23 protein-coding genes are annotated in these 21811 nt (G+C 28.6%); 11 read left to right on the top strand and 12 right to left on the bottom strand.

Going from position 1 to position 21811, the window contains the following annotated elements; translation table 11 throughout:
* The first annotated feature begins 101 nt into the window (after nt 1-101).
* The 9 genes from HW119_RS11115 (at nt 102) to HW119_RS11075 (ending at nt 7324) form a co-directional block, all read left to right on the top strand.
* Complete coding sequence (locus tag HW119_RS11115) at nt 102-740, top strand: RDD family protein (RefSeq protein ID WP_177764400.1); 639 nt, start codon at nt 102-104, stop codon at nt 738-740.
* Nucleotides 741-747: 7 nt separating this feature from the next.
* Nucleotides 748-2109, top strand: coding sequence for a tetratricopeptide repeat protein (locus HW119_RS11110; protein ID WP_177764399.1), 1362 nt, complete (start codon nt 748-750; stop codon nt 2107-2109).
* Nucleotides 2110-2328: 219 nt separating this feature from the next.
* Complete coding sequence (locus tag HW119_RS11105; protein ID WP_177764398.1) at nt 2329-3066, top strand: hypothetical protein; 738 nt, start codon at nt 2329-2331, stop codon at nt 3064-3066.
* 4 nt (nt 3067-3070) lie between these two features.
* The gene (locus HW119_RS11100) at nt 3071-3562 is read left to right on the top strand and encodes a hypothetical protein (RefSeq protein WP_177764397.1); all 492 of its coding nucleotides are present in this window, start codon (nt 3071-3073) and stop codon (nt 3560-3562) included.
* Nucleotides 3563-3576: 14 nt separating this feature from the next.
* Entirely contained in the window at nt 3577-4074 is a 498-nt protein-coding gene (locus tag HW119_RS11095; RefSeq protein ID WP_177764396.1) for a hypothetical protein, read from the top strand.
* 20 nt (nt 4075-4094) lie between these two features.
* Entirely contained in the window at nt 4095-4670 is a 576-nt protein-coding gene (locus HW119_RS11090) for a hypothetical protein (protein ID WP_177764395.1), read from the top strand.
* Between the two features lie 38 nt (nt 4671-4708).
* The gene (locus tag HW119_RS11085; protein WP_177764393.1) at nt 4709-5674 is read left to right on the top strand and encodes a hypothetical protein; all 966 of its coding nucleotides are present in this window, start codon (nt 4709-4711) and stop codon (nt 5672-5674) included.
* A gap of 53 nt (nt 5675-5727) precedes the next feature.
* Entirely contained in the window at nt 5728-6531 is an 804-nt protein-coding gene (locus HW119_RS11080) for a class I SAM-dependent methyltransferase (protein ID WP_177764391.1), read from the top strand.
* Between the two features lies 1 nt (nt 6532).
* Nucleotides 6533-7324, top strand: coding sequence for a hypothetical protein (locus tag HW119_RS11075; protein WP_177764389.1), 792 nt, complete (start codon nt 6533-6535; stop codon nt 7322-7324).
* Here the strand turns inward: HW119_RS11075 and HW119_RS11070 are convergent, their stop codons facing one another.
* Genes HW119_RS11070 through HW119_RS11055 form a run of 4 tightly spaced genes read right to left on the bottom strand, consistent with a single transcriptional unit; the run spans nt 7325 to nt 10860 of the window.
* Nucleotides 7325-7987 carry a DUF4328 domain-containing protein gene (locus HW119_RS11070; RefSeq protein WP_177764387.1) on the bottom strand — a complete coding sequence of 221 codons (663 nt, stop codon included), beginning with the start codon at nt 7985-7987 and terminating at the stop codon, nt 7325-7327.
* Nucleotides 7988-8020: 33 nt separating this feature from the next.
* Nucleotides 8021-8617, bottom strand: a complete 597-nt coding sequence (gene def / locus HW119_RS11065) for a peptide deformylase (RefSeq protein WP_177764385.1) — start codon at nt 8615-8617, stop codon at nt 8021-8023.
* Between the two features lie 2 nt (nt 8618-8619).
* Nucleotides 8620-9093 carry a glutathione peroxidase gene (locus HW119_RS11060; protein ID WP_177764383.1) on the bottom strand — a complete coding sequence of 158 codons (474 nt, stop codon included), beginning with the start codon at nt 9091-9093 and terminating at the stop codon, nt 8620-8622.
* A 3-nt stretch (nt 9094-9096) separates the two neighbouring features.
* A complete protein-coding gene (locus HW119_RS11055; protein WP_177764381.1) occupies nt 9097-10860 on the bottom strand; it encodes an MFS transporter in 1764 nt (587 codons plus the stop codon).
* Between the two features lie 102 nt (nt 10861-10962).
* On the opposite strand from HW119_RS11055, the gene HW119_RS11050 reads away from it, so the two are divergent.
* Together HW119_RS11050 and HW119_RS11045 are read left to right on the top strand one after the other, a co-directional pair.
* On the top strand, nt 10963-11898 hold the full coding sequence (locus HW119_RS11050; RefSeq protein ID WP_177764379.1) for a hypothetical protein: 936 nt from the start codon (nt 10963-10965) through the stop codon (nt 11896-11898).
* Between the two features lie 9 nt (nt 11899-11907).
* Nucleotides 11908-12966: a hypothetical protein gene (locus tag HW119_RS11045; protein ID WP_177764377.1), complete on the top strand. Its 1059-nt coding sequence runs from the start codon at nt 11908-11910 to the stop codon at nt 12964-12966.
* A gap of 44 nt (nt 12967-13010) precedes the next feature.
* Here the strand turns inward: HW119_RS11045 and HW119_RS11040 are convergent, their stop codons facing one another.
* The 8 genes from HW119_RS11040 to HW119_RS11005 all read right to left on the bottom strand — a co-directional run bounded on the left by HW119_RS11040 (nt 13011) and on the right by HW119_RS11005 (nt 21701).
* Complete coding sequence (locus tag HW119_RS11040) at nt 13011-13709, bottom strand: sulfite exporter TauE/SafE family protein (protein ID WP_177764375.1); 699 nt, start codon at nt 13707-13709, stop codon at nt 13011-13013.
* 4 nt (nt 13710-13713) lie between these two features.
* The gene (locus HW119_RS11035) at nt 13714-14163 is read right to left on the bottom strand and encodes a FixH family protein (RefSeq protein WP_177764373.1); all 450 of its coding nucleotides are present in this window, start codon (nt 14161-14163) and stop codon (nt 13714-13716) included.
* 12 nt (nt 14164-14175) lie between these two features.
* Nucleotides 14176-15594 (bottom strand): cytochrome c oxidase accessory protein CcoG, encoded by a 1419-nt coding sequence (gene ccoG, locus HW119_RS11030; RefSeq protein WP_177764371.1) that lies wholly within the window; start codon nt 15592-15594, stop codon nt 14176-14178.
* A 108-nt stretch (nt 15595-15702) separates the two neighbouring features.
* Entirely contained in the window at nt 15703-16647 is a 945-nt protein-coding gene (locus tag HW119_RS11025) for a cbb3-type cytochrome c oxidase N-terminal domain-containing protein (protein WP_177764370.1), read from the bottom strand.
* A gap of 2 nt (nt 16648-16649) precedes the next feature.
* Nucleotides 16650-16841 (bottom strand): CcoQ/FixQ family Cbb3-type cytochrome c oxidase assembly chaperone, encoded by a 192-nt coding sequence (locus HW119_RS11020; RefSeq protein WP_177764368.1) that lies wholly within the window; start codon nt 16839-16841, stop codon nt 16650-16652.
* 11 nt (nt 16842-16852) lie between these two features.
* The gene (gene ccoN / locus HW119_RS11015) at nt 16853-19030 is read right to left on the bottom strand and encodes a cytochrome-c oxidase, cbb3-type subunit I (protein ID WP_177764366.1); all 2178 of its coding nucleotides are present in this window, start codon (nt 19028-19030) and stop codon (nt 16853-16855) included.
* 2 nt (nt 19031-19032) lie between these two features.
* Nucleotides 19033-19239, bottom strand: coding sequence for a cbb3-type cytochrome oxidase assembly protein CcoS (gene ccoS / locus HW119_RS11010; protein ID WP_177764364.1), 207 nt, complete (start codon nt 19237-19239; stop codon nt 19033-19035).
* A gap of 62 nt (nt 19240-19301) precedes the next feature.
* Nucleotides 19302-21701: a heavy metal translocating P-type ATPase gene (locus HW119_RS11005; protein ID WP_177764362.1), complete on the bottom strand. Its 2400-nt coding sequence runs from the start codon at nt 21699-21701 to the stop codon at nt 19302-19304.
* Between the last annotated feature and the right edge of the window lie 110 nt (nt 21702-21811).

Genomic DNA, 21811 nt, shown 5'->3' with positions numbered 1-21811 from the left:
ATATGTTTTTAACACAAAATAAATTAAATCCATAAAACATAAAGATTTTGAATTAAAATTAGTAAATTAGTTTAACTAAACCACCTATAAAAAATTCAATTATGTTAATAATTTTTGGAACCAAAAATATTAGTTCAACATTTAAAAGAGGTCATTTTGATTGCCCTAGATGCAATACACAAAGAATTTATAATTTAAATAAAAACAGACAATTTTTTTCGTTGTTTTTTGTTCCAATCATTCCTTTACAAAATAATGGCGATACTCTAACTTGTTCAATTTGTAAAACTGATTTTTTTCCAAATACAATTTTAAGTTCAGACGAATATATCTCTACAACCAAAGACATTGATGATTTAGATTTTGCAATTGCATCTCCTGGAAAAAGACTATTTGCATTTGTACTCGATTTGATTTTTTTAATAATTCTGAATTTTCCTTTAGCTTATTTAGCTAATTATCTTCCAAAATATTTCGATAATAAATTTGTTTTAGTTTTTTTAACAGTCTGGATATTTTATTTTTTTATAATGGAAGTACTATTTAAAGGTACAATTGGTAAGAAAATAATTGGCATTGAAACTATTACGGAAACAGAAAATAAATCAATATCAGTAACTCAAAATCTAATTAGAAGTATTGTTAAAATAATTCCATTTATAAATATGGCTTTACTTTTTAATAATAAGAAAAAAGGTTGTCATGATTTTATTGCAAAAACAATTGTTAAAGAAAAATAATAACATTATGAATAAAATACTTATCTCATTTTTTTTCTTTTTTTTTTTTAACTTAATTTCGTTTGGTCAAAATAAATATAATGAAATTGACAATTTATTGAATTCTGAATCCATGCTTGACGCAAAATTGGCAATCGAAAAACTAGAATCAAGTTTTAAATCAGAAAATAAAACTTCTGACTATTGGTTGCGAATGTCAAAAGCAAATTTAAATATTTTCAGATATGAAGACGCACTTACCGACATGGATAAGGCCATTAATTTCGATTCAAAAAATGCAAATTTGTATTATGAAAAAGGTCGTTTATTAAACAATTTAGATAAAAACGAACAAGCTTTAGAAAATTTTTCAAAAGCAATTTATTTAAAACCAGAACCTGAATTTTATTTTTGGAAAGCAATCTGTCATCAAAATTTACAACAACTTGCAGATGCCGAAGCCAATTATAAAAAAGCAATTGATGGTGGTTTAAATTCTCCGGAAGTACATTTCAATTATGCTATAATTTTATATCAAAATAATAAGTTTTCAGAATCTTTAAAACAAAACAATAAAGCCATTGAACTAAATGAAAATTATGCTAAAGCTTATTCTTTCAGAGCATTAAATCATTTAATGAATCTTGATATTGATGCTGCTTATCGAGATAACGAAAAAGCTTCGTCACTAGGTCAAAGAAATACAGTTTATATTCCAGAAGAAATTTATAAAGGCTCAGAAATTATAAAAAATGAATTTTTGGGAGGTTTTTTACTTGCTAACAAAAACTACAAACAAGGTGTTGCGGTTTTTACAAAATTAATAAATGGAAATTCAAATGCTTCAGCTATGTATTTAAATCGAGGTTATTGTTATTTTCAAATTAACGAATACAAAAAAGCAGAAAGCGATTATTACAAAGCATTAGAATTACCTAACGCATCAGTAGATTTACTTTATGATAATTTAAGTTTATTGTATTTTAACGAAGAAAATTACGCAAAAGCAATTGAATGTTCGAGTAAACGAATTGAACTGAATCCGCAAAATCATGTTCCGTATATCGACCGAGGACTTAGTTATAGAAAATTAAAAAAATATAAAGAAGCCGAAGCTGATTTCAATAAATCGTTGGAAATAAAACCTGATTTCTTTCGTGCTTTTGGATATCGAGCGTATCTAAATTTAGAACTTGGTTATTTTTTAAAATCTTATGAAGATGCAAGCAAAGCAATTGAAATAAATCCAACGTATGATTACGCTTATTTGGTTCTTGGACAAGCAAAAATTGAATTAGGAAAAATAGATTATTGCGAAGATTTTTACAAAGCAAAAAAATACGGAAACCCTGAAGCGGATGAAGCTATTCTTAAATATTGTAAAAATTAGCAGATTTTGAATATGAGTAAAAAAACGTTCAAGAAAAAATAGAATTCGATGCGAAACTTCATCAGATACCATTTTTATAACAACATCAAAACCAATATATAAAAACGCATTTACAATTATAATTTCACCGATTCAAAAAAAAGAATTTATTAAAAAGCTAGAGAAAAAAATGAGATGAAAAAATTGATTCAAATTCTATGTCTATTTCTTTTCGTAAAAATGAACGCTCAAAGTAAATCAGATTTTGAACTCGTTAAATTGTATGAAAAATTTAAAACAGAAGAAAAAACAGGTGATTTTTATTCGATTGAAGATAGCTTATGGAATGATTTTATTTTACTTTTTGAAAAAACAATTACATCAGAAGATTTTGATAAAATAGATAATCTCAAAAAAAAGAAAGAGGAATTCGAACAATTTTCGATAATTGAAACTGAGAACAAACAATTTACAATGTATTGTATTTCAAAATATTACAACAACAATTGGAGTTACGTCGTTCAAAGCAAAAACGAATCTAATCGTAAAATCATTTTAAAATCAATTGACAAATTTGAATATTATAAAGATATATATGAATTAAATGCAAATACAATTTTAATTATTCAAAAGTTTAATGAAATGTCTTTTTCTTGTTATCAAGCATTTGTTTTTCAGATTCAATCAAATCGAATAATTCAAAAAAAGGCGTTTAATCAAAATGATAATCTAATCGTTTGTAGTGGGACAAATATTGATGAAAGTAGAATTATAAAAGATCCAATTACTGGATTGCCGAAATTAGAAGATAAAATGGGATATTATAAAGCAGAACCTATTGTTTTCAATCCTAAAAACAAAATGATTTCATTTGAATTTCATAATCCAAGAAATGGAAAAAAAGAACTTAGAAAAGCAAAATATAAAAAAGAAAAATTTAATATAGAGAGTTTTGATGTAAGAACATTTATAGACTAAAAATATGGGTATATTCGATTCAATTAAAGCGATATTTTCAATTTCAGAAAGTGAAAATAAAGCAACAAAAGACAAAATGAAACTTTTCATGAAACAAGCTTTAAAGAAAGATAATCTTGATGGATTTGAACTTGTATATGGAAAATTAGCCGAAAACAAAGACAATTTAGTTGTCAGAAAGACTGAATATCACAATTATGTAATTGCGTTCAACAGACAAAGTTCTGAACTAATTATTTTACCAATTGACCCAAAATTAGCAAGTTGTGGTTGGCCCATTTTCATCAATAACGAAACATTGAAAAAAGCAAAAACAGTAATGTACGGAACCGCTTATTCAATTGATTTAAAAGATGGTGATAACATCATGTTTTCAACTCCAGCACAAAATTATAAAATCGGAAGAATTTTAGGTGCTATGGAAGTATCAATAATTCAAGAAAAAGAAGTAAAATCTTTTAAAGAATTTTTTAATAAAAAGTTTAAAGACAATTAAAAAAATATCAAATTATGAAAAAAAAACTATTCATATTAATTCTTCTAATGGCAAACTGTTTAGAAACTTTTGCGCAAAAAACAGTTGATTATCCTTCTGAATATGGAGAATTTGAATTTTCGTTGTGGTCAAAAATAGTTTTAGAAATCAATGAAACTGAAAACGATAAATTAGAATATCGCATTTTGTCTTACGACGAATATAAAACGCCTTTTTCTTTTGAAAATCGTACGGACTTATTTTCATTAAGACCAAAAGAAAATACGATTGAAATTTTTTTTATTGGTGCATTTTATAATGACGGAAGTGATGACAGTGATTGGAAAACAATATTAAAAATTAAGAATAATCTTAAAAAACCAATTTCATACAAGGCTGAAATCATGTATTTTTTCAATGATAAATTCGAAGAAACAAGTGTTGTTGGCGCATTTCCTGGAACAGAAACAACAGAAATTTGGGCACATAAAATAAACGATATCTTTTTGTTTGATTTTGAATATATGAAATAAATTCAAAAAAATTTTTATCGATGAAAAAACTAAAATTCTTTAGTGCAATTTTTTTAATATTTTCTGTTGTTGCCTGCGATTTTGGTATAAATATGAATTCTGCTGGTGGTACAATATCCCCAAACTATCCATTTTTTATTACTCAAGAACCAACATTAGTAAAGGAAATTTGGGTTCCTTCTGGAACAAAATTAACTTATGAAGAACATTTTTGGAAAGAAGGTCAGCAAACCAAACCATTGAGTGAAAAAAAAATAACATTGATAACTTTACCTGAAAATGAATTTATTTATTGGGGTGGAATTCCCGTTTATGAAATAGAAAAATACTTTAATCCAGAAATGCGTGGATTTACTGTTTATGCAGATTTTGATAAAATCGATACTTTAAAATTAAATGAATTTGGAAAAATTTGGAAAAGCTGTAGTAATCAAATTGGAATAAATATAAATAATATAGATGATTGGTCTTTTAAAACCAAAAATATTACGGATATTGCGAACTGTGGCTCAATACAGCGCTTTTTCAAAGATGATATTGAACAACAAGAGTTTTTGAATAAGCTTTATTTGGCGCTACAAAAAAACAATTTATAATTAATAAACTTAGATTAGCCAATTAATTCGTGATTCGTATGAAAAAAATAATACTTTTCCTTGTTATATCAATGTTTACAATTTCATGTTCTACAATTTTTAACAAGAAAAATTACAATCTAAAAATTCAGAGTAATGAAAAAGATGCTAAAGTAAAAATTCTGGATAGTATTTATGATTTACCAACTACCGTTAAAGTCAAACGTTCTAAAGAAAACTTGAATTTACAATTGATTACTGATAGTTTACAAAAATCTTATGAACTGGAACCAAGACTTACAAACAATTTCAAATACGGAAACTTAGCTTTTATATATTTTGCACCAGCAGCTTATGCAGTCGATTTAACAACTCATAAAAGATATTATTATGGCAAAAATGTTACATTAAATAACGACAGCATTGCAATTACATATCAAAAAAACTTAATATGGAGAAAATATCCAAAGAATAAAGGTGAAATTTATTTTAATGCATCAATTCCATATATAAACATTTTTCAACTACAACCTGAAAATATGAATGTGAAATCGAATACAGGTTTCTTTGGTATTTCTGTGGGAGCAGATTACTTTTATTCAAAAAATAAATTCGCGAATTTTACATTATCACACAATATGGATTTCTTGGCGCCAGTTCCAGCGCCAGTTTCTTACGATGATGGTTTACATGAAACATTCAGTTCAAGCTCATTTATGTTGACAAATAATCATCAATTGAATCGATTTTCATTAGGATACGGAATTACTTATGCGATAAATATCTGGAAACAGCATGATGACACATTAATTGATAATAACTCAACTTATGTGAAACAAGATGACATAAAAAAACAATATAGTGCTTTTGGATTGGCGTTTCCTGCATACTTTCAATTCGGAAGATTTTTTTATGCTGGTGTCATTTACAGACCTACATTTTACACGCCAACATTAGCAAATAAATTTACTTATGAACATGTAATCTCTATTGATTTTAAATTTAAATTCCGAATCAAAAAATAATTAGAGCTTACAAAAACAAAATTTAGTTTTTTTTAATTCACAATTTAACACAAATGAAAATCACTGAAAATTATATAGAAATAAACAAACATTCTTGGAACAACAGAATAGAAACTCATCTAAATTCAGAATTTTATAACATGACTGTTTTTCTTAACGGAGAAACATCGTTAAATGAAATTGAACTTGAGTTACTTGGAGATATTTCTGGAAAATCAATTTTACATTTACAATGTCATTTTGGTCAAGATTCTATTTCGTTAAGTCGATTGGGTGCGAATGTTACTGGTGTTGATTTGTCAGATAAAGCAATTGAAAATGCAAAAATAATCGCTGAAAAAACACAAGCAAACACAACGTTTATTTGTTGTGATATTTATGATTTAAAAAAACATTTAAACAAAAAATTTGATATTGTTTTTACCAGTTATGGAACCATTGGTTGGTTACCAGATTTGGATAAATGGGCAAGCATTATAAATCATTTTTTAAAACCAAATGGTAAATTTGTATTTGTTGAATTTCACCCTTTGGTTTGGATGTTTGATGATAAATTTGAAAAAATTGCTTATCATTATTTCAATGTTGAAACAATAAATGAAACTGAAAAAGGTACTTATGCAGATAAAAATGCTGAAATTACGCAATCATTTGTGACATGGAATCACGATTTAGGCGAAGTTATGACGAGTTTACTAAAACAAAATTTAGAGATTGTTGATTTTCAAGAATACAATTATTCTCCGTACAATATATTCAATGATTCGGTAGAAATTGGTCCAAAAAAATTTCAGGTTAAAAATCTTGAAAATAAGCTTCCGCTAGTTTATTCAATTGTGGCTAATAAAAAAATATAAAATGGGAAATCGTAGTTATCTTTTTTTAACAGAACAAAAAGAATCCATTTGTCTTTTTGAGGCTAATAATTCACTTCCTTTTTTTTGGATTAGTTTATTAGATTTGGATATTTTAAATCAAACATTTCTAAAATGGAATAAAATTGAAACACATGAAGAAGAAATTTTTAAAAAAGATGCTGATGATGCAGCATACAATTCTATTTTATGTGTGATTGACAAACAGAATTTTGATAAAAACTCAGAAAGAACGAAATCCTTTTTAGAAAAACATTTTCCAGAAATAATTCCTTTATACGAAGATTTTGTCTTTTATTTAAACTCAAAATATCAAGAAAATAAAAAAATAGAGATTGATTTTACCGAATATGTTAATTTTTATGATTCAATTTCAGAATTGAAAGAAGAGCTTCAGAATGAAATTAAAGCAATAGAAAATGACAATCCAAATGCAATTCAATTTTTAGATAAAAACGACTTAATTGCTACAGGTTCTGGTTATGAAAATTATAACAATTCTGAATTTAGAGAATTTCCAAATTATAATAAATTACTAATTAGAAAATCTACGTCAAAAGTTGTTGCTCCAAAAAAAATTAACTTTATAAAAGTTTTAGGTACACTTGCAATTCTAATTTTATGTCCTGTTTTTTTGGTTATCATTTATAAAATGTGGCGCGATTTAGGTTTTAATTCTACAATTTTAATACTTGCAATTTCAAATATTGGTTTTTATGTTTATAGTATTTGGTCTATTTTAGAAATTTTCAAAAGCATTAAAGGAAAAAAATAATTATTCTATTGAATTAAAATTTATTTTGTGAAGTTTTTCTTCCAAATAAATATAATCGTTAACAACTTTTAAAGCTAAAAATCCAAGAATAATATTCAACACACTTAAAATTATATTCATAAATGCTAAATTTTGAACTTGTTCTAAAGTTGTAATATTAAATGAATATCTCATTATAGAATTTGATAAAACAGCCGTTAAAATCCAAAATGTCCACCATAAACTAATTATATTCTTCTTGCTTTCAAAACGAACTTTCTTTTCAACTAAAATTTCACTTGTTCTGCTGTAAAGTTCTCGCATGATGCCAACTGGTCGATACAAATTAACAAACGGAACAAACCATGAACCCGAAGCCCAACCTTCAGAACTTTTTAAATTTGTAGATACTAAATGTAAATTGAAATAAGCTCTTCGGAACCATTGAATAAAGAAAATACCCGAAATAACTAAGATTGCCATATAAACAATGGTAAAAATGGTATCTAAATTATCTAAAAAAACAAAATCAGATTCTATAAATTCATCATCATCAAAAAAACCATCTAATAAATTAAATCGTAAATAACTTAAAATACCATTTATAGCTTCTAAAGCTGTTACAATCCAAATTAACAAAATAGTTCGTTTTGATCGACTATCATTTTCTCTTAAAAAAATCATTTTCTTTTCCTTTTTAAAATTAACATTTCTTTTCTACTTAGACAAATAGAACAATTCATTCTTTTTAAAAGCTTCGATATAATTCAATTCAGATTCAAATTGAATTCGATCCGTAAACAATATACCATTCAGATGGTCAATTTCATGTTGAAAAATAACAGCAACATATCCTTCAACAGTTTCTGAATGAATGGCACCATCTAAATTTTCGAATTCAATTGTTACTACCAAACTTCTTTTTACAGGCTGATAGACATTCGGAATAGATAAACAACCTTCATCGCCAACTCGTAATATTTCGGATTGCCAAATAATCCTTGGATTGATGTAAAACTCAAACGGTCGATCTTCTTTATCTACGCGTTGAACCAAAATAACTTGCCGATTAATTCCGATTTGTGGTGCCGCAATTCCAACGCCTTTTGAATTTTCATTGGTTACTGTAGCATACATTCGCTGAATCAAATGTGCTAAATCTAAACTTTTCGTAACTATTTCAGAAGATTGAGATTGAAGTATTTTTAAATCGGTTTCATCAGTAGTTTGTAAAACACGAAATGGAACATCAGAATCAAATGCATTGATTAATTGTAGTTCAGCTTCTGTAAATTGATTTTCATTTTTTTCCATAATTATAAAACCGATTTTATAAAAGTTTCCATTTCTTCTGGTTTTGTAATTGGCGCAAAACGTTTTAGTGGCTTTCCATTTTTATCAATTACAAATTTTGTAAAATTCCATTTGATAAAATTCCCAAAAATTCCAGGTAATTTTCTTTTTAAGAATTTAAAAACAGGATGTGTTTTTGAACCATTGACGTCAATTTTTTCAAATATTGGAAAAGAAACACCATAATTTATCAAACAACCATCTATCGATTTTGAATCGCCAGGTTCTTGCTTTAAAAACTGATTACATGGAAATCCTAAAATTTCCAAACCTTCGTTTTTATACTTTTGATATAGCTTTTCTAAACCATCGTATTGAGGTGTAAATCCACATTTACTTGCTGTATTTACAATGATAACCGTTTTTCCTTTTAGAGATTCAAACGAAAAATCTTTACCTTGTAATGTTTTAGCTTTTAGATTATAAAATTCAGACATAAATTAATCATTAGATTCTTCGATTGAAATTCCTTGCTTTTGTAAAACTCTTTTTACAATAATTGCATAACATAAAATGTAAATAAAACAAACTAACGAAATCAAATACGACCAATGAATACCAATCATATCAGCTAATTTACCTTGAATCGGAGGAATAATTCCACCACCTAAAATCATCATCACCAAAAATGCAGAACCTTGAGCAGTATATTTTCCTAATCCCATTAATGCCAAATTGAAAATGGAAGGCCACATAATACTACATGCTAATCCACCTGAAAGGAAAGCATAAATGGCAACTGTTCCTGTGGTATTTAAACCAACTAATAAAGCTAAAATTCCGAAAACACTGAAAACTACTAAAGTTCTCACAGGCTTATCTTTACTAACAAAAAAAGCAATAATTTGAATTACAACGCAAATCACATAAAAATATAATTGCGACATATCGTAATTTGCTAAGGTATTTGCAACAATAATTATTGAAAAGGCAATAAAAGGCATTAAAATAGTTAGCAGTCGTTTTTTGTTTGTCGAAAATTGAAACGCGCTAATTGCTCCAGCCCAACGACCAATCATCATACTTCCCCAATACATTGAAACATAAGGTGTAATTTCCGAAGCTTGTAGATTTCCAAAATCAGGAGTTTTTAGAAGTTCACCTAAATTACTTCCGATAGCTACTTCAACTCCAACATACATAAACAAGGCAATCATTCCAAGCAAAAGTTGTGGATATTGCATGGCACCCCAACCTTCTGTTTTGTTTCTAGAACGAAAATAGGCACTTGCCAAACTTCCTAAAACAACAAATAATGCAATGGCTAGCCACATCATTCGTTTGTTTTCTAATGGTACTTTAATTAACTTTAAATCTGATTCTAAAGTTTTAATTTCTGACTTTAGTACTTCTGATTTGGTAATATTTGAGATTGCATTTTTTTTTATTTCATCTTTTCTTGAAGTGATTTGTTTTTCAATTTGAAGAACTTTATCATTCTCTACACTTTTATAGGTTTGAAAAACCGGTACCAAACTCAAAAAAAGCAAAACGGTCATTACAATTAAAGTTGTTAAAGCTTTTGTAGATTTCTCAATCGGTTCAGTTGATTTTCCTTCAGGCAACTTTTTAGAAAAATAAAATAAACAAGCTGCAGCTATAAATAAAAATCCAACACATGAATAAAGTAAAACTACTTTATCTAAACTCAAGGTTTTAATTTGTTCGTCATTTACAGCAGCAGTGGTTCCGAATAATGCAAAAGCAACAATTAAAGGTCCAATCGTAGTTCCTAACGAATTTATTCCGCCACCTAAATTCACACGACTTGCACCTGTTTTTGGGTCGCCAAGCAAAATAGCAAACGGATTTGCAGCCGTTTGTTGCAATGAAAAACCAAGTGCCATAATAAATAAACCGCATAACATACCAATATAAACATTGGCTTCAACTGCCAAAATCATTGCACCAGCACCTAAAGCTGAAAACAATAATCCGAAAATAATACTTTTTCGATATCCCCAAAAAGTAATCAAATCTCTTCCTCGAAGCATTCCGAAAGTAAAAAGTAAAAGACCTCCTAAATAATAAGCTGTGTAAAAAGAAAAGTCAATCAATTGCGACTGAAATTGGTCTAAATGAAAATATTCTTTACAAAAAGGAATAAAAATATTATTACCAGCAGCTATAAATCCCCAAAAGAAGAAAACTACAATAAGCGTGTAAAGCGCAGGATAATTGGTTTTTTGAACGTTGTTCGTCATTCTATTTATTATTTATCTTCAAATATAAGAAATCGAATGAATGTTTAAATAAGTTTGCTAAAGTTTATAGAAATAAGTTATTTTTGTTGAAAATTCAATGACATGAAAAAGTTAGCTTTACTATTGTTTATCGGTTCAATACTTACAGGTTGTGATGATGGAGATTTGATTTTTGATGAATTAAATTTCTCTGGGAATGTTCAGAAATGTACAGATAAAGGGATTTATTACAAACTGAATAATAACGAAATGTTGTTTCTTTATCTTTCAAATTTAAATACTGAAAATTTAGTTTTAAATCAAGAATATTCTCATACTATTAGCAATAGTAATGAAATTGTATATCGTTTATACAGTGACAAAGCAATAGCAGGTTCGATTTGTAATGTTATCACTCCAGCATTTCCGCAAGTAGTTGATGAATTTAATGTAAATAATGGAGGTGCAATAAAATATAAACGTATTCGAAAAATTGAACAAAAAGCTGATGATTCAAGAGTTACGATTAATTATGTAGTTTCGTTTAATTTTGAAAATATCATTCTTACGAACGGAGAAAAAGAATTGAAATACGAAAATTATAATTTTGGCGAATATACAAATTCAACTTCAACTTTAGATTTTAATTTATCAAACGGTCCAACTTATTGTACAAATTCAAATATTCTTTTCGCTAAAGGAGAACAAGGTTTTAAAATTATTGGTTCGGATATTCAGTCAGAAATAGAAGTTGGAACTCAAACAATAAATCTAAATACAGATACTTTTGTCAAATTCTATCTTTTGAATCAAGTTGTTGATGCGAATGAATTTTGCGATTTGAATTTTACTGATTCTACTGTTAAAATTAAAGAAGAATGGACAGCAAATCAAGGTGTTATTGAAGTGATTACAACTGCAAATTCAACAATTGAAAACCCAGAAGTTATCATTGGATATTCAACAACTTATGTTCTTAAAAATGCCATATTCACAAATGGAACGGATAGTTTCACGATTAATGAACAGGTTTTAAGCATAGTCACTACTAACACATAAAAATAACAAATGAAAAGAATACTATTATTTGCTTCAGTTTCTCTTTTACTTATACAATGTAAAAAAAATGTTGAGCTGCCTGAATTGGCAAAAGACAATGATTATATCTTTTTTGATTTAAAAGATCGTGTATGCGAGATCAATCAGAAAGTAACCATTCTTGATAAATCAAATTTTACAATTGACGAGAAAAACGCAACTTATATATTTAACTCATTTGGATATTTGGTTAAAGATTCCATTTACAACAATCAAAATGTATTAGTTGAAACAAATACATTTGAAAAACTGAATTTCCCCTTAACAAAAAAACAATTTATTGCAGCAGATAATTTTATTTTGAGCGAAACAATTTATGATTCACTAAATAATATTGCGCATTTTAAAAAATCAACAAATAAAAATCAAATCATCGAAGAACAGAAAAACACATTTTCTGACAACTTTTTGGTTCGCGAAGATTATTTTACCAGTGGAAGTGCTTCACCTCTAAAAGTGGTTAAAATAGTTAGAAATGGTGAAATTATGAAAAGTAAAGTTATCTATTCACAAAGTCTACAGATTTTAGATTCGATTGCTTATGAATATGATAAAAACGAAATAGTAAAAGAAACTCATTTCAACAAGAACAAGCAAATAACCTCATCGCAACTTTTTACTTACGATGGAAAAAAAATTACTTCAGTTATTTATTTAGATGCTGATGGAAAAGAAGAAGCTACTGAAAATTTTAAATACAATCAGAATAACGATTTGATTTATAAATCAAGCTTTGCGGTTTCGGATAATTCGACTTATGAAGAAATAAATGTTTATAACAAGCAAAATAAAATCGAAAAGTCAGAAACAAAATTAAACGGAAATGTTTTGATCAGTACAACTTATCAATATGATGATAAAAACAACATCCTAAAGTATGAAGTCAACAATTTCAATAACAAAGAGAAGTTTGATAAAACTTTTATTTACACTTTTGACAATAAAGGAAATTGGATTTCAAAAGATGTAAGTTTTAATAATATTCCAACTTATAAGGTTACAAGAAAAATTAAATATTGTAACGAATAACAAAAAAACTGAGCTTTAAGGCTCAGTTTTTTTGCTTTAAATTCTTAAAAACAATCTGGGTTAGAACTAACAAACAAATTTAAAGTCCCAGGTGAAACAAATGGGATATTCAAACCTAACCCTCTAAGTATAAATAACGTACCTAATATTACAACAAAAACAGGTACTAATTTTAAAATCTTATTACGCGTTACTACAGTTAATTTATTTGAAATTAGAACAACTAAACTCATTAAAGGAATAGTTCCGATTCCAAAAATCATCATATACAATGCGCCTTGTAATGCGTCTTGAGTTGCTAAAGCTCCAAAAAGTGCAACATAAATCATTGCGCATGGTAAAAATCCGTTTAAAATTCCTATTAGTAAAAAACTGGTTTTGGACTTATTGGTAAGCAATTTTCCTAAACTACTTTTAATTTTAGATATTATTTTAAAAATTGGATTTAAAAATCGAATTTTCTCTAAATTGTTTTTAGGTAATACAACATATAAAATCATTAAAATTCCGATAACGATTGAAAAACGTTGTTGAATTCCAGCAATAAAAAAACCTTTTCCGAAAATCCCAAAAATAAAACCTAAAGTAGTGTATGAAATTATTCTTCCGATATGATACAATAGTGTTTGAATGATTCTTAAAGCTGTATTTTGTCTACTTACAGGAAGCATTAACGCAATTGGCCCGCACATTCCAACACAATGTAAACTGCTCAATAAACCAAACAAAAGAGCTGATAACATGCACTTAATTTAAATTCAACGACTCACTGTTTAAATATGAAATTTCGTCATATGACCAATCTACAGAAATATCCCATCTCCCCGATTCTAACTGATTTTTAGGAATTAAAAAAGCATTTGAAGTCAAAGTTAACGGAACTGTTTGATCTAGTTTTTGATTAGATGGTCTATACAAAGAAATTTCTCCTTTAATCTTAGAAAAATCAAAATCAGATGGAAATTCAACTACTAATCCTTCGGCTACATTTTTTATACTAACTTTTGTAGCAAGATTATTAGCATTTTGTTTTTTTTCATATTTAGAATCTATCAGCGTTTCTGCTTGATAATAATCTTCTGTTACTAATTCATTATCATATCTAGAATCAACTTGAACACGAATTACGTATTGCAAGATAAAAGCCATAAATAAAATAATTCCGATAGTAATACCTGTTCCCCAATTAAATTTCATGATGTATGTTTTTTAATTAAAACTTCTTGGTCCAAGAAAAGTAGTCGTTGTTTTATCAATTACTTCTTCGCCATTTAAAATTTCGATATCTAATCTCGTTTTATCACTTTCGATTAAAACTTCTGGAATCTCAATAAAAATAGTTCCTTGAGCCATGCCTTCCTTACTTAATTTGATTTTATCTTTGGAAACTAAAATCACAGTACCTTGTGGCTTCACTAATCGAATTGAAACATCATCGTAATCTTTTGCTGTTTTATTGATGATTTTAAAGGTGTAAACATTACTTATATTTTCTCCTTTATGTTCAAAAAGTTGACCAGGTAATCTTAAAATTCGAGCTTCAACATCGCTTCTCAAAAACAATAATCCTGTTAAAATACCAATTAGTATAAATAAAACCGCTGAATATCCTTTTAATCTAGGTGTGAATTTAAACTTCTCTTTTTTAGAAATTTCAATTTCAGATGCATATCTAATTAAACCTTTTGGCAAATTAACCGATTCCATCATTGCGTCACATTCATCGATACATGCTGTACAATTAGTACATTCTAATTGCGTTCCGTTACGAATATCGATTCCGGTTGGACAAACGTTTACACATTGTTTACAATCAATACAATCTCCAAAGCCCGTTTCGCTTCGGTTTTCATTCTTTTTAAATTTTGCCCTACCGTTTTCACCTTCTCCACGAACATAGTCATAGGCAACAACGATAGATTTATCATCTAAAAGAACCCCTTGTAATCTTCCGTACGGACAAGCAATTATACAAACTTGTTCTCTGAACCATACAAAGACAAAATAGAAAACTCCAGTAAAAATCAACAATGCAATTAAGGTCGATAAATTGTTTGCTGGACCTTCAGTAATCATTCTTAAAACTTCGTCACTACCCAATAAATAAGACAAAAATACATTTGCAATAACAAAAGAAATCAAGAAGAATATAAACCATTTTGTGATTCGTTTTCTTATTTTTTCTGCGTTCCATTCTTGTTTATCTAATCGGATTTGTGCTCCACGATCGCCATCAATCCAATATTCAATTCTTCTGAAAACCATTTCTAAAAATATGGTCTGAGGACAAATCCAACCACAGAAAATTCGACCGAATGCAACTGTGAATAAAGATACAAAAACTACCCCGATAATTAAAGATATTACAACTAAATAAAAATCTTGGGGCCAAAATTGAATACTAAAAATATTAAATTTTCTATCAAATACATTGAATAGTAAAAATTGATTACCATTAATTTTGATGAAAGGGGCGCTCAATAAAAAAAGTATCAGAAAATAACTAGTGATTTTTCGTTTATTATAAAATTTACCCGATGGTTTTTTAGGATAAATCCATTTACGTTTACCGTCACTATTTATAGTTCCGATACTGTCTCTAAAACTATCATCTATTTCTTTTGACATTTTAACAGTATTTAAATTAATTAAAAGTTTCCTTTAAAAAAAGACCACAACCATAGAAATAGCTGTGGTCAATAAAAAAATAAAACTAAATATAGGTTATTTTCAACCTTAATTTTGAGCTACTTCTGCTGCTGGTTTTTGTAAACTATCATTTACAGCTTCGGTAGTATTTGTTTGTGTTGGAGTAAACAAATCTCCTTCTGGTGCTTTTGCATCTGGTGGATTTGAACCTTGTAATGATAAAATATAACTCGCTACTTTTTGGATATCTGATGGTTTAATTTGTGCTTTCCAAGGTACCATTCCTTTTCCATCACGACCACCTTCCATTATGGTATTGAAAACATCTTTTACATCTCCACCTAAAATCCAATATTCATCTGTTAAGTTTGGCCCGATACTTCCACCTCCATCTGCTTTGTGACAAGCCACACAGTTTGTGTCAAATATTTTCTTACCTGCAGCTAAATCAGCTTGATCTGTTAGTAAGGTAACTTTATCAGCAGTTAACAAATCTGGAGCTGTTTTTTTATATTCTTCAATTTGAATTTTAGCAGCTGCCATCTCTTTATCAAGTTCTTGAATTTGGTTATCACCTCCAAAAAATTGGTATTTTGCAAAATAAATAACACCAAAGATTATTGTACCGTAGAACAAATATACCCACCATGGTGGTAAATCATTATCTAATTCTTTAATTCCATCATAATTATGATCTAAAACAATTAAAGCTTCATCTTCTTGTGGTCTGGTACGTGTTAAAAGTTTCATTAACTTTTTGTATCCTTTAGATTGAGCTAATGGTAAATTATCTAACTTTTCTTTTTCAGCTCTTTCTTCTGGAGTCATTAAAGCCGTTACAACCTTGTTTACAGAAGAAGCAACTACCTCAACTGCAATCTGAACAAAAAGAAACAATCCTAACAATAACAATACAGATGGATATTCTATAAAAGCAGGTTTATCACCAGAGTCAATAAAATATTCAACACATCCAAAAAATATTGCGAAAAGAAGCGGTACTCTTACGTAAACTGGAAAAAATCTTTTCATAACTATTCATTTTTAGAGTTTTGAGTACCTTCCTCAAAAGGAAGGTTACTCAATTGATTAATTTTTTCTTTTTTATAGGTAAAAACCCATATATATAATCCCAAAAAGAAGAAAAAGAAGATTAGTAAAGCGATGATTGGATAAATTTCTATCCCAGAAATATGATCCAAATTATGTTTGATAAACTTTAACATAACTCAACTATTTATTTTTTTACTTTAATATCAGTACCTAAACGCTGTAAATAAGCTATTAAGGCAGTTATTTCACGATCGCTCATTGGCGTAAATTCTTCACCTTTTAACTCAGCAGCTTTTTTACTTGCTTCGTATGATTTAACAAAATCAGGATCATTCATTAAGTTTTGTTCAATTTGCATAGCTTGTGCTTTAAGACTTGCTTGTGCATTTTGAATATCTTCTTCTGTGTAAGGAACACCTAGTTTAACCATTACACGCATTTTAGTTTCAATTTCTGAATGATCCATTGGTTTATTTTCATATAACCATTTATAAGCTGGCATTATTGAACCTGCAGAAGTACTTTCTGGATCGTACATGTGATTGAAATGCCAGTTATCAGAATATTTACCACCTAAACGATGTAAATCTGGTCCAGTTCGTTTAGAACCCCATAAGAAAGGATGGTCGTAAACATATTCCCCTGATTTTGAATATTCACCATAGCGTTCAACTTCTGAACGGAACGGACGAATCATCTGAGAGTGACATCCTACACAACCTTCTCTGATATATAAATCACGACCTTGTAATTCTAATGCAGTATATGGTTTAACACTGTCAATAGTTTGTATGTTTGAATCCACAACTATTGTCGGTACAATCTGAATAATACCTCCAATCAAAATGGCAACTGTTGCTAAAACTGTTAATTGGATTGGTTTACGTTCTAACCAAGAGTGGAAAGCTTCACCTTTAACACGGTTTGGAGAAATTTTAACTAAAGCAGGAGCTTCTGCTAATTCATCTTCAATTGCTGGTGCAGGAACCATTGTTCTAACCAGGTTATAAACCATCACTAAAACTCCAATTATGAAAAGTGTACCTCCAATTGCTCTCATGTAGTACATTGGCATAATTTCAGTAACTGTTTCTAAGAAGTTTCCGTATTTTAAAGTACCATCTGGATTAAAATCTTTCCACATTAAATGTTGTTGGAATCCAGCAACGTATAACGGAATTGCATATAAAATAATACCTAAAGTACCAATCCAGAAATGGAAGTTTGCTAATGATTTAGAATATAATTCTGTTTTAGCCATTCGAGGTAATAACCAATAAGCAATAGCAAAAACCATAAATCCATTCCAAGCTAAAGCTCCAACGTGAACGTGAGCAATAATCCAATCTGTATAGTGTGCAATAGCGTTTACATTTTTAAGTGATAACATTGGCCCTTCGAATGTTGCCATTCCATAACCTGTAACAGCTACAACAAAGAATTTTAATACCGGTTCAGTTCTTACTTTATCCCAGGCTCCTCTTAATGTTAATAAACCATTAATCATACCTCCCCAAGATGGAGCAATCAACATTACAGAGAATACAACTCCTAAATTTTGAGCCCATTCTGGTAAAGCTGTATATAATAAATGGTGAGGACCTGCCCAGATATATAAGAAAATTAAAGACCAAAAGTGGATAATTGATAAACGGTAAGAATAAATTGGTCTGTTTGCAATTTTAGGTAAATAATAATACATTAATCCTAAGAATGGTGTTGTTAAGAAAAATGCAACAGCATTATGTCCATACCACCATTGTACTAATGCATCTTGAACACCTGCATAAACAGAATATGATTTAATAAAACTTACTGGTAAAGCTAAACTATTGAAAATATGTAAAACAGCAACCGTTACAAATGTTGCTAAATAAAACCAGATAGCTACATACAAGTGACGTTCTCTTCTTTTTAAGATTGTCATAATCATGTTGATACCGAAAATCACCCAAACAACTGCAATTGCAATGTCAATTGGCCATTCTAATTCGGCATATTCTTTAGAAGAGGTTATACCTAATGGTAAAGTAACTACAGCTGACAAGATTATTAATTGCCATCCCCAAAAGTTTAAGTTACTTAGTACATCGCTGTACATTCTTGTTTTTAATAATCTTTGAAGAGAATAATAAACTCCACCAAAAATAGCATTACCGACAAAGGCAAAAATAACAGCATTTGTATGTAATGGTCTGATTCTACCAAAACTTAGCCAAGGTAAATCTTGATTTAGCCCTGGAAAAATAAACATAAATGCCAAAACCAATCCTACCAACATACCAATCACTCCAAAAAGTAAAGATGCATATAGGAATTTTTTAACAATTTTGTTATCGTAGTAAAACTGTTGCATTTCCATAGTTAATTAATTTGAGTTGTTTTTGTTTTTTCTGTATTTGTGTTTGATTTTAAATCTGAATTTGATTTCAACTCGTCTTCGAATAGCATCCGTACAGACGGTGTATAATCATCATCGAACTGTCCATTTTTCACTGATTTTATAAACAAAAAGAGGAAAACTGCGGCGACAAATATGCTGATGCATATTAAAATATATATGACTCCCATAACTTATTTATTTGTATCAAAAATACCGCTTGATTCTATTTTAAAAGCTGATATTTATCAGGTTATATACTTTTTTTTAGGTTTTTTTTAACTTTTTTATTTGCGTAAAAATGCGTCATTAATGTCACAAAGCCGATGATTGTTGCTGTACTCAGAGGCATGATGATAGCTGCTACCAATGGAGATAAATTATTTGTTAAAGCAAAAGAAATTCCAACAACATTATAAGTCAATGCAAGTGCATAACTCATTTTAATAGTTTTCATAGCATTTTTAGAATAATTCAAAAAATAAAGGAGTTTTGAAAATTGACTTGCATCTAAAATCGCATCACTCGCTGGAGTAAAAACATTAACATTTTCGGAAATTGAAACTCCAACATTACTTTGAGCTAAAGCTCCTGCATCATTAAGTCCATCTCCCACCATCATTACATTTAAATTTTGAGTTTGAAGATTTTTAATAAATTCCAACTTTTCTTCTGGCTTTTGATTAAAAACTAACGAAACTCCGTTTGGCAAAATACGTTCTAGATTTTTTCTTTCCCCATCGTTATCACCCGATAGCACAAATAATTTATAATTTCTTGAAATCAAATCTCTGAATAAATCGCCTAATCCTTCTCGGTATTGATTCTCAAAAACAAAATATCCTTTATTAATATCATTTATTTGAATATAAACTCGCGTTTCTTTAACTAAAATTTGTTCATCAATTAAACCAACTAATTTAGCTGAGCCGATTTTAAAAGTATTTTCATTTATAAATCCGACAATACCAGCGCCAGCAATTTCTTCAAACATGGAAGGTTTGGTAATTTTTCCTTCTGGTAAAAAATTATACAATCGTCTACTTAACGGATGATTTGAACCACGAACAATATTTCTAATAGCCAATAATTCTTCATTTGTCAAATTTGTTCCTATATATTTTATGCTGTTTGAATCATTAGAAGTTATCGTACCTGTTTTATCAAAAACAATAGTATTAACATTAGATAATTGTTCTATAACAATGGTATTTTTTAGATAAAATTTCTTATTACCCATAATTCGAATCACATTTCCCCAAGTATAAGGTGCAGTTAATGCCAAAGCACAAGGGCAAGCAACTATTAAAACGGCAGTAAAAACGTTAAAAGCACTATTCCAATTCACTGTTCCCCAATAAAATAAACCAACAAAAGCAATAAGTAATAAAGCTGGAGTAAATAATTGACTTGCTCTGTCGGTTATGGAACGAAACTTAAATTCGTTCTTTTTCTGAAAAACATCATTACTCCATAACTGTGTTAAATAACTTTGCGAAACTGTATTAATTGATTCAATTACAATTGCCTCTCCCATTTGTTTTCCGCCTGCAAATATTTTATCTCCAGATTTCTTTTCAACAGGAATCGCTTCACCAGAAACAAAACTATAATCAATATAAGCATGTTCTGAAATCAAAATTGAATCAACTGGAATTAACTCTTGATTTCGAATTAATAATTTATTGTTTTTTTCGATTTCATAAACCTGAATCGGTATTTCTTTATCGTCCTCTAGTTTGGTAACAGCAATCGGAAAATAAGATTTATAATCTCGTTCAAACGACAAAAAATTAAATGTAGTTTGTTGAATTAGTTTTCCAGAAAGCATAAAAAACACCAATCCACACATACTATCTAAAAAACCTTGTCCGTCTTGAAAAAAAATATCAACCACACTTCGAACAAACATCACAATAATTCCTAAAGCCATTGGAATATCGATATTAAAAGTTCTAAGCTTAATACTATTCCATGCCGATTTATAATACGGTGTTGCGGAATATAAAAATACAGGCAACGAAATCAGTAAAATTACATATCTAAAGAAGCTTTTATATTCTTGCATCCAATAATCATCAACATTGAAATATTCAGGAAAAGAAAGTAACATGATATTACCAAATCCAAAAAAAGCAACACCGATTTTAAATACTAAACTTCGATCAATCAATTTGGGTTTAGCATCAAAATTTTCTAAACTTATATAAGGTTCATAACCAATACTAGAAAGTAGTAAAACAATTTCTTTAAGATTGGTTTTTTCGGGATTGAAATTTACGGTAACTTTTTTTTGAGAAAAATTAACTTGAGAAGTTGAAATACCTTCGTTTAATTTGTTTAAATTCTCTAAAATCCAAATACAAGAGCTACAATGAATTTGAGGAATATATATTCGAACAATATGAATTGAATCTTCTTGAAAATCTAGAAGTTTATTGACTATATCCTGATTTTCTAAAAAGTTATATTTTCCAGAAACTTCGTTAGGTGTTGAACCTGGCATTTTTTCAAAATCGTAATAACATTCTAAACCATTTTTTGAAAAAATTTCATAAACAGTCTTACAACCATTACAACAAAATTTTTTATCATCGAACAAAACACGTTCAATTTCAACTATATCATTCCCACAGTGAAAACAATTTGCCATAATTTAGAATTTTATTTAATATTTTCAGTAAAATTCTCTATTACATAGATGAAAAAAAATGATATTTGTCATAAAAAAATTGTATATTTGATAGTCGCTTAAAATTTTTC

Source organism: Flavobacterium sp. I3-2, assembly GCF_013389595.1.
Classification (GTDB): Bacteria; Bacteroidota; Bacteroidia; order Flavobacteriales; family Flavobacteriaceae; genus Flavobacterium.
Note: the sequence above shows the minus strand (reverse complement) of the source record. Positions and strands in the feature narration are given on the sequence as shown.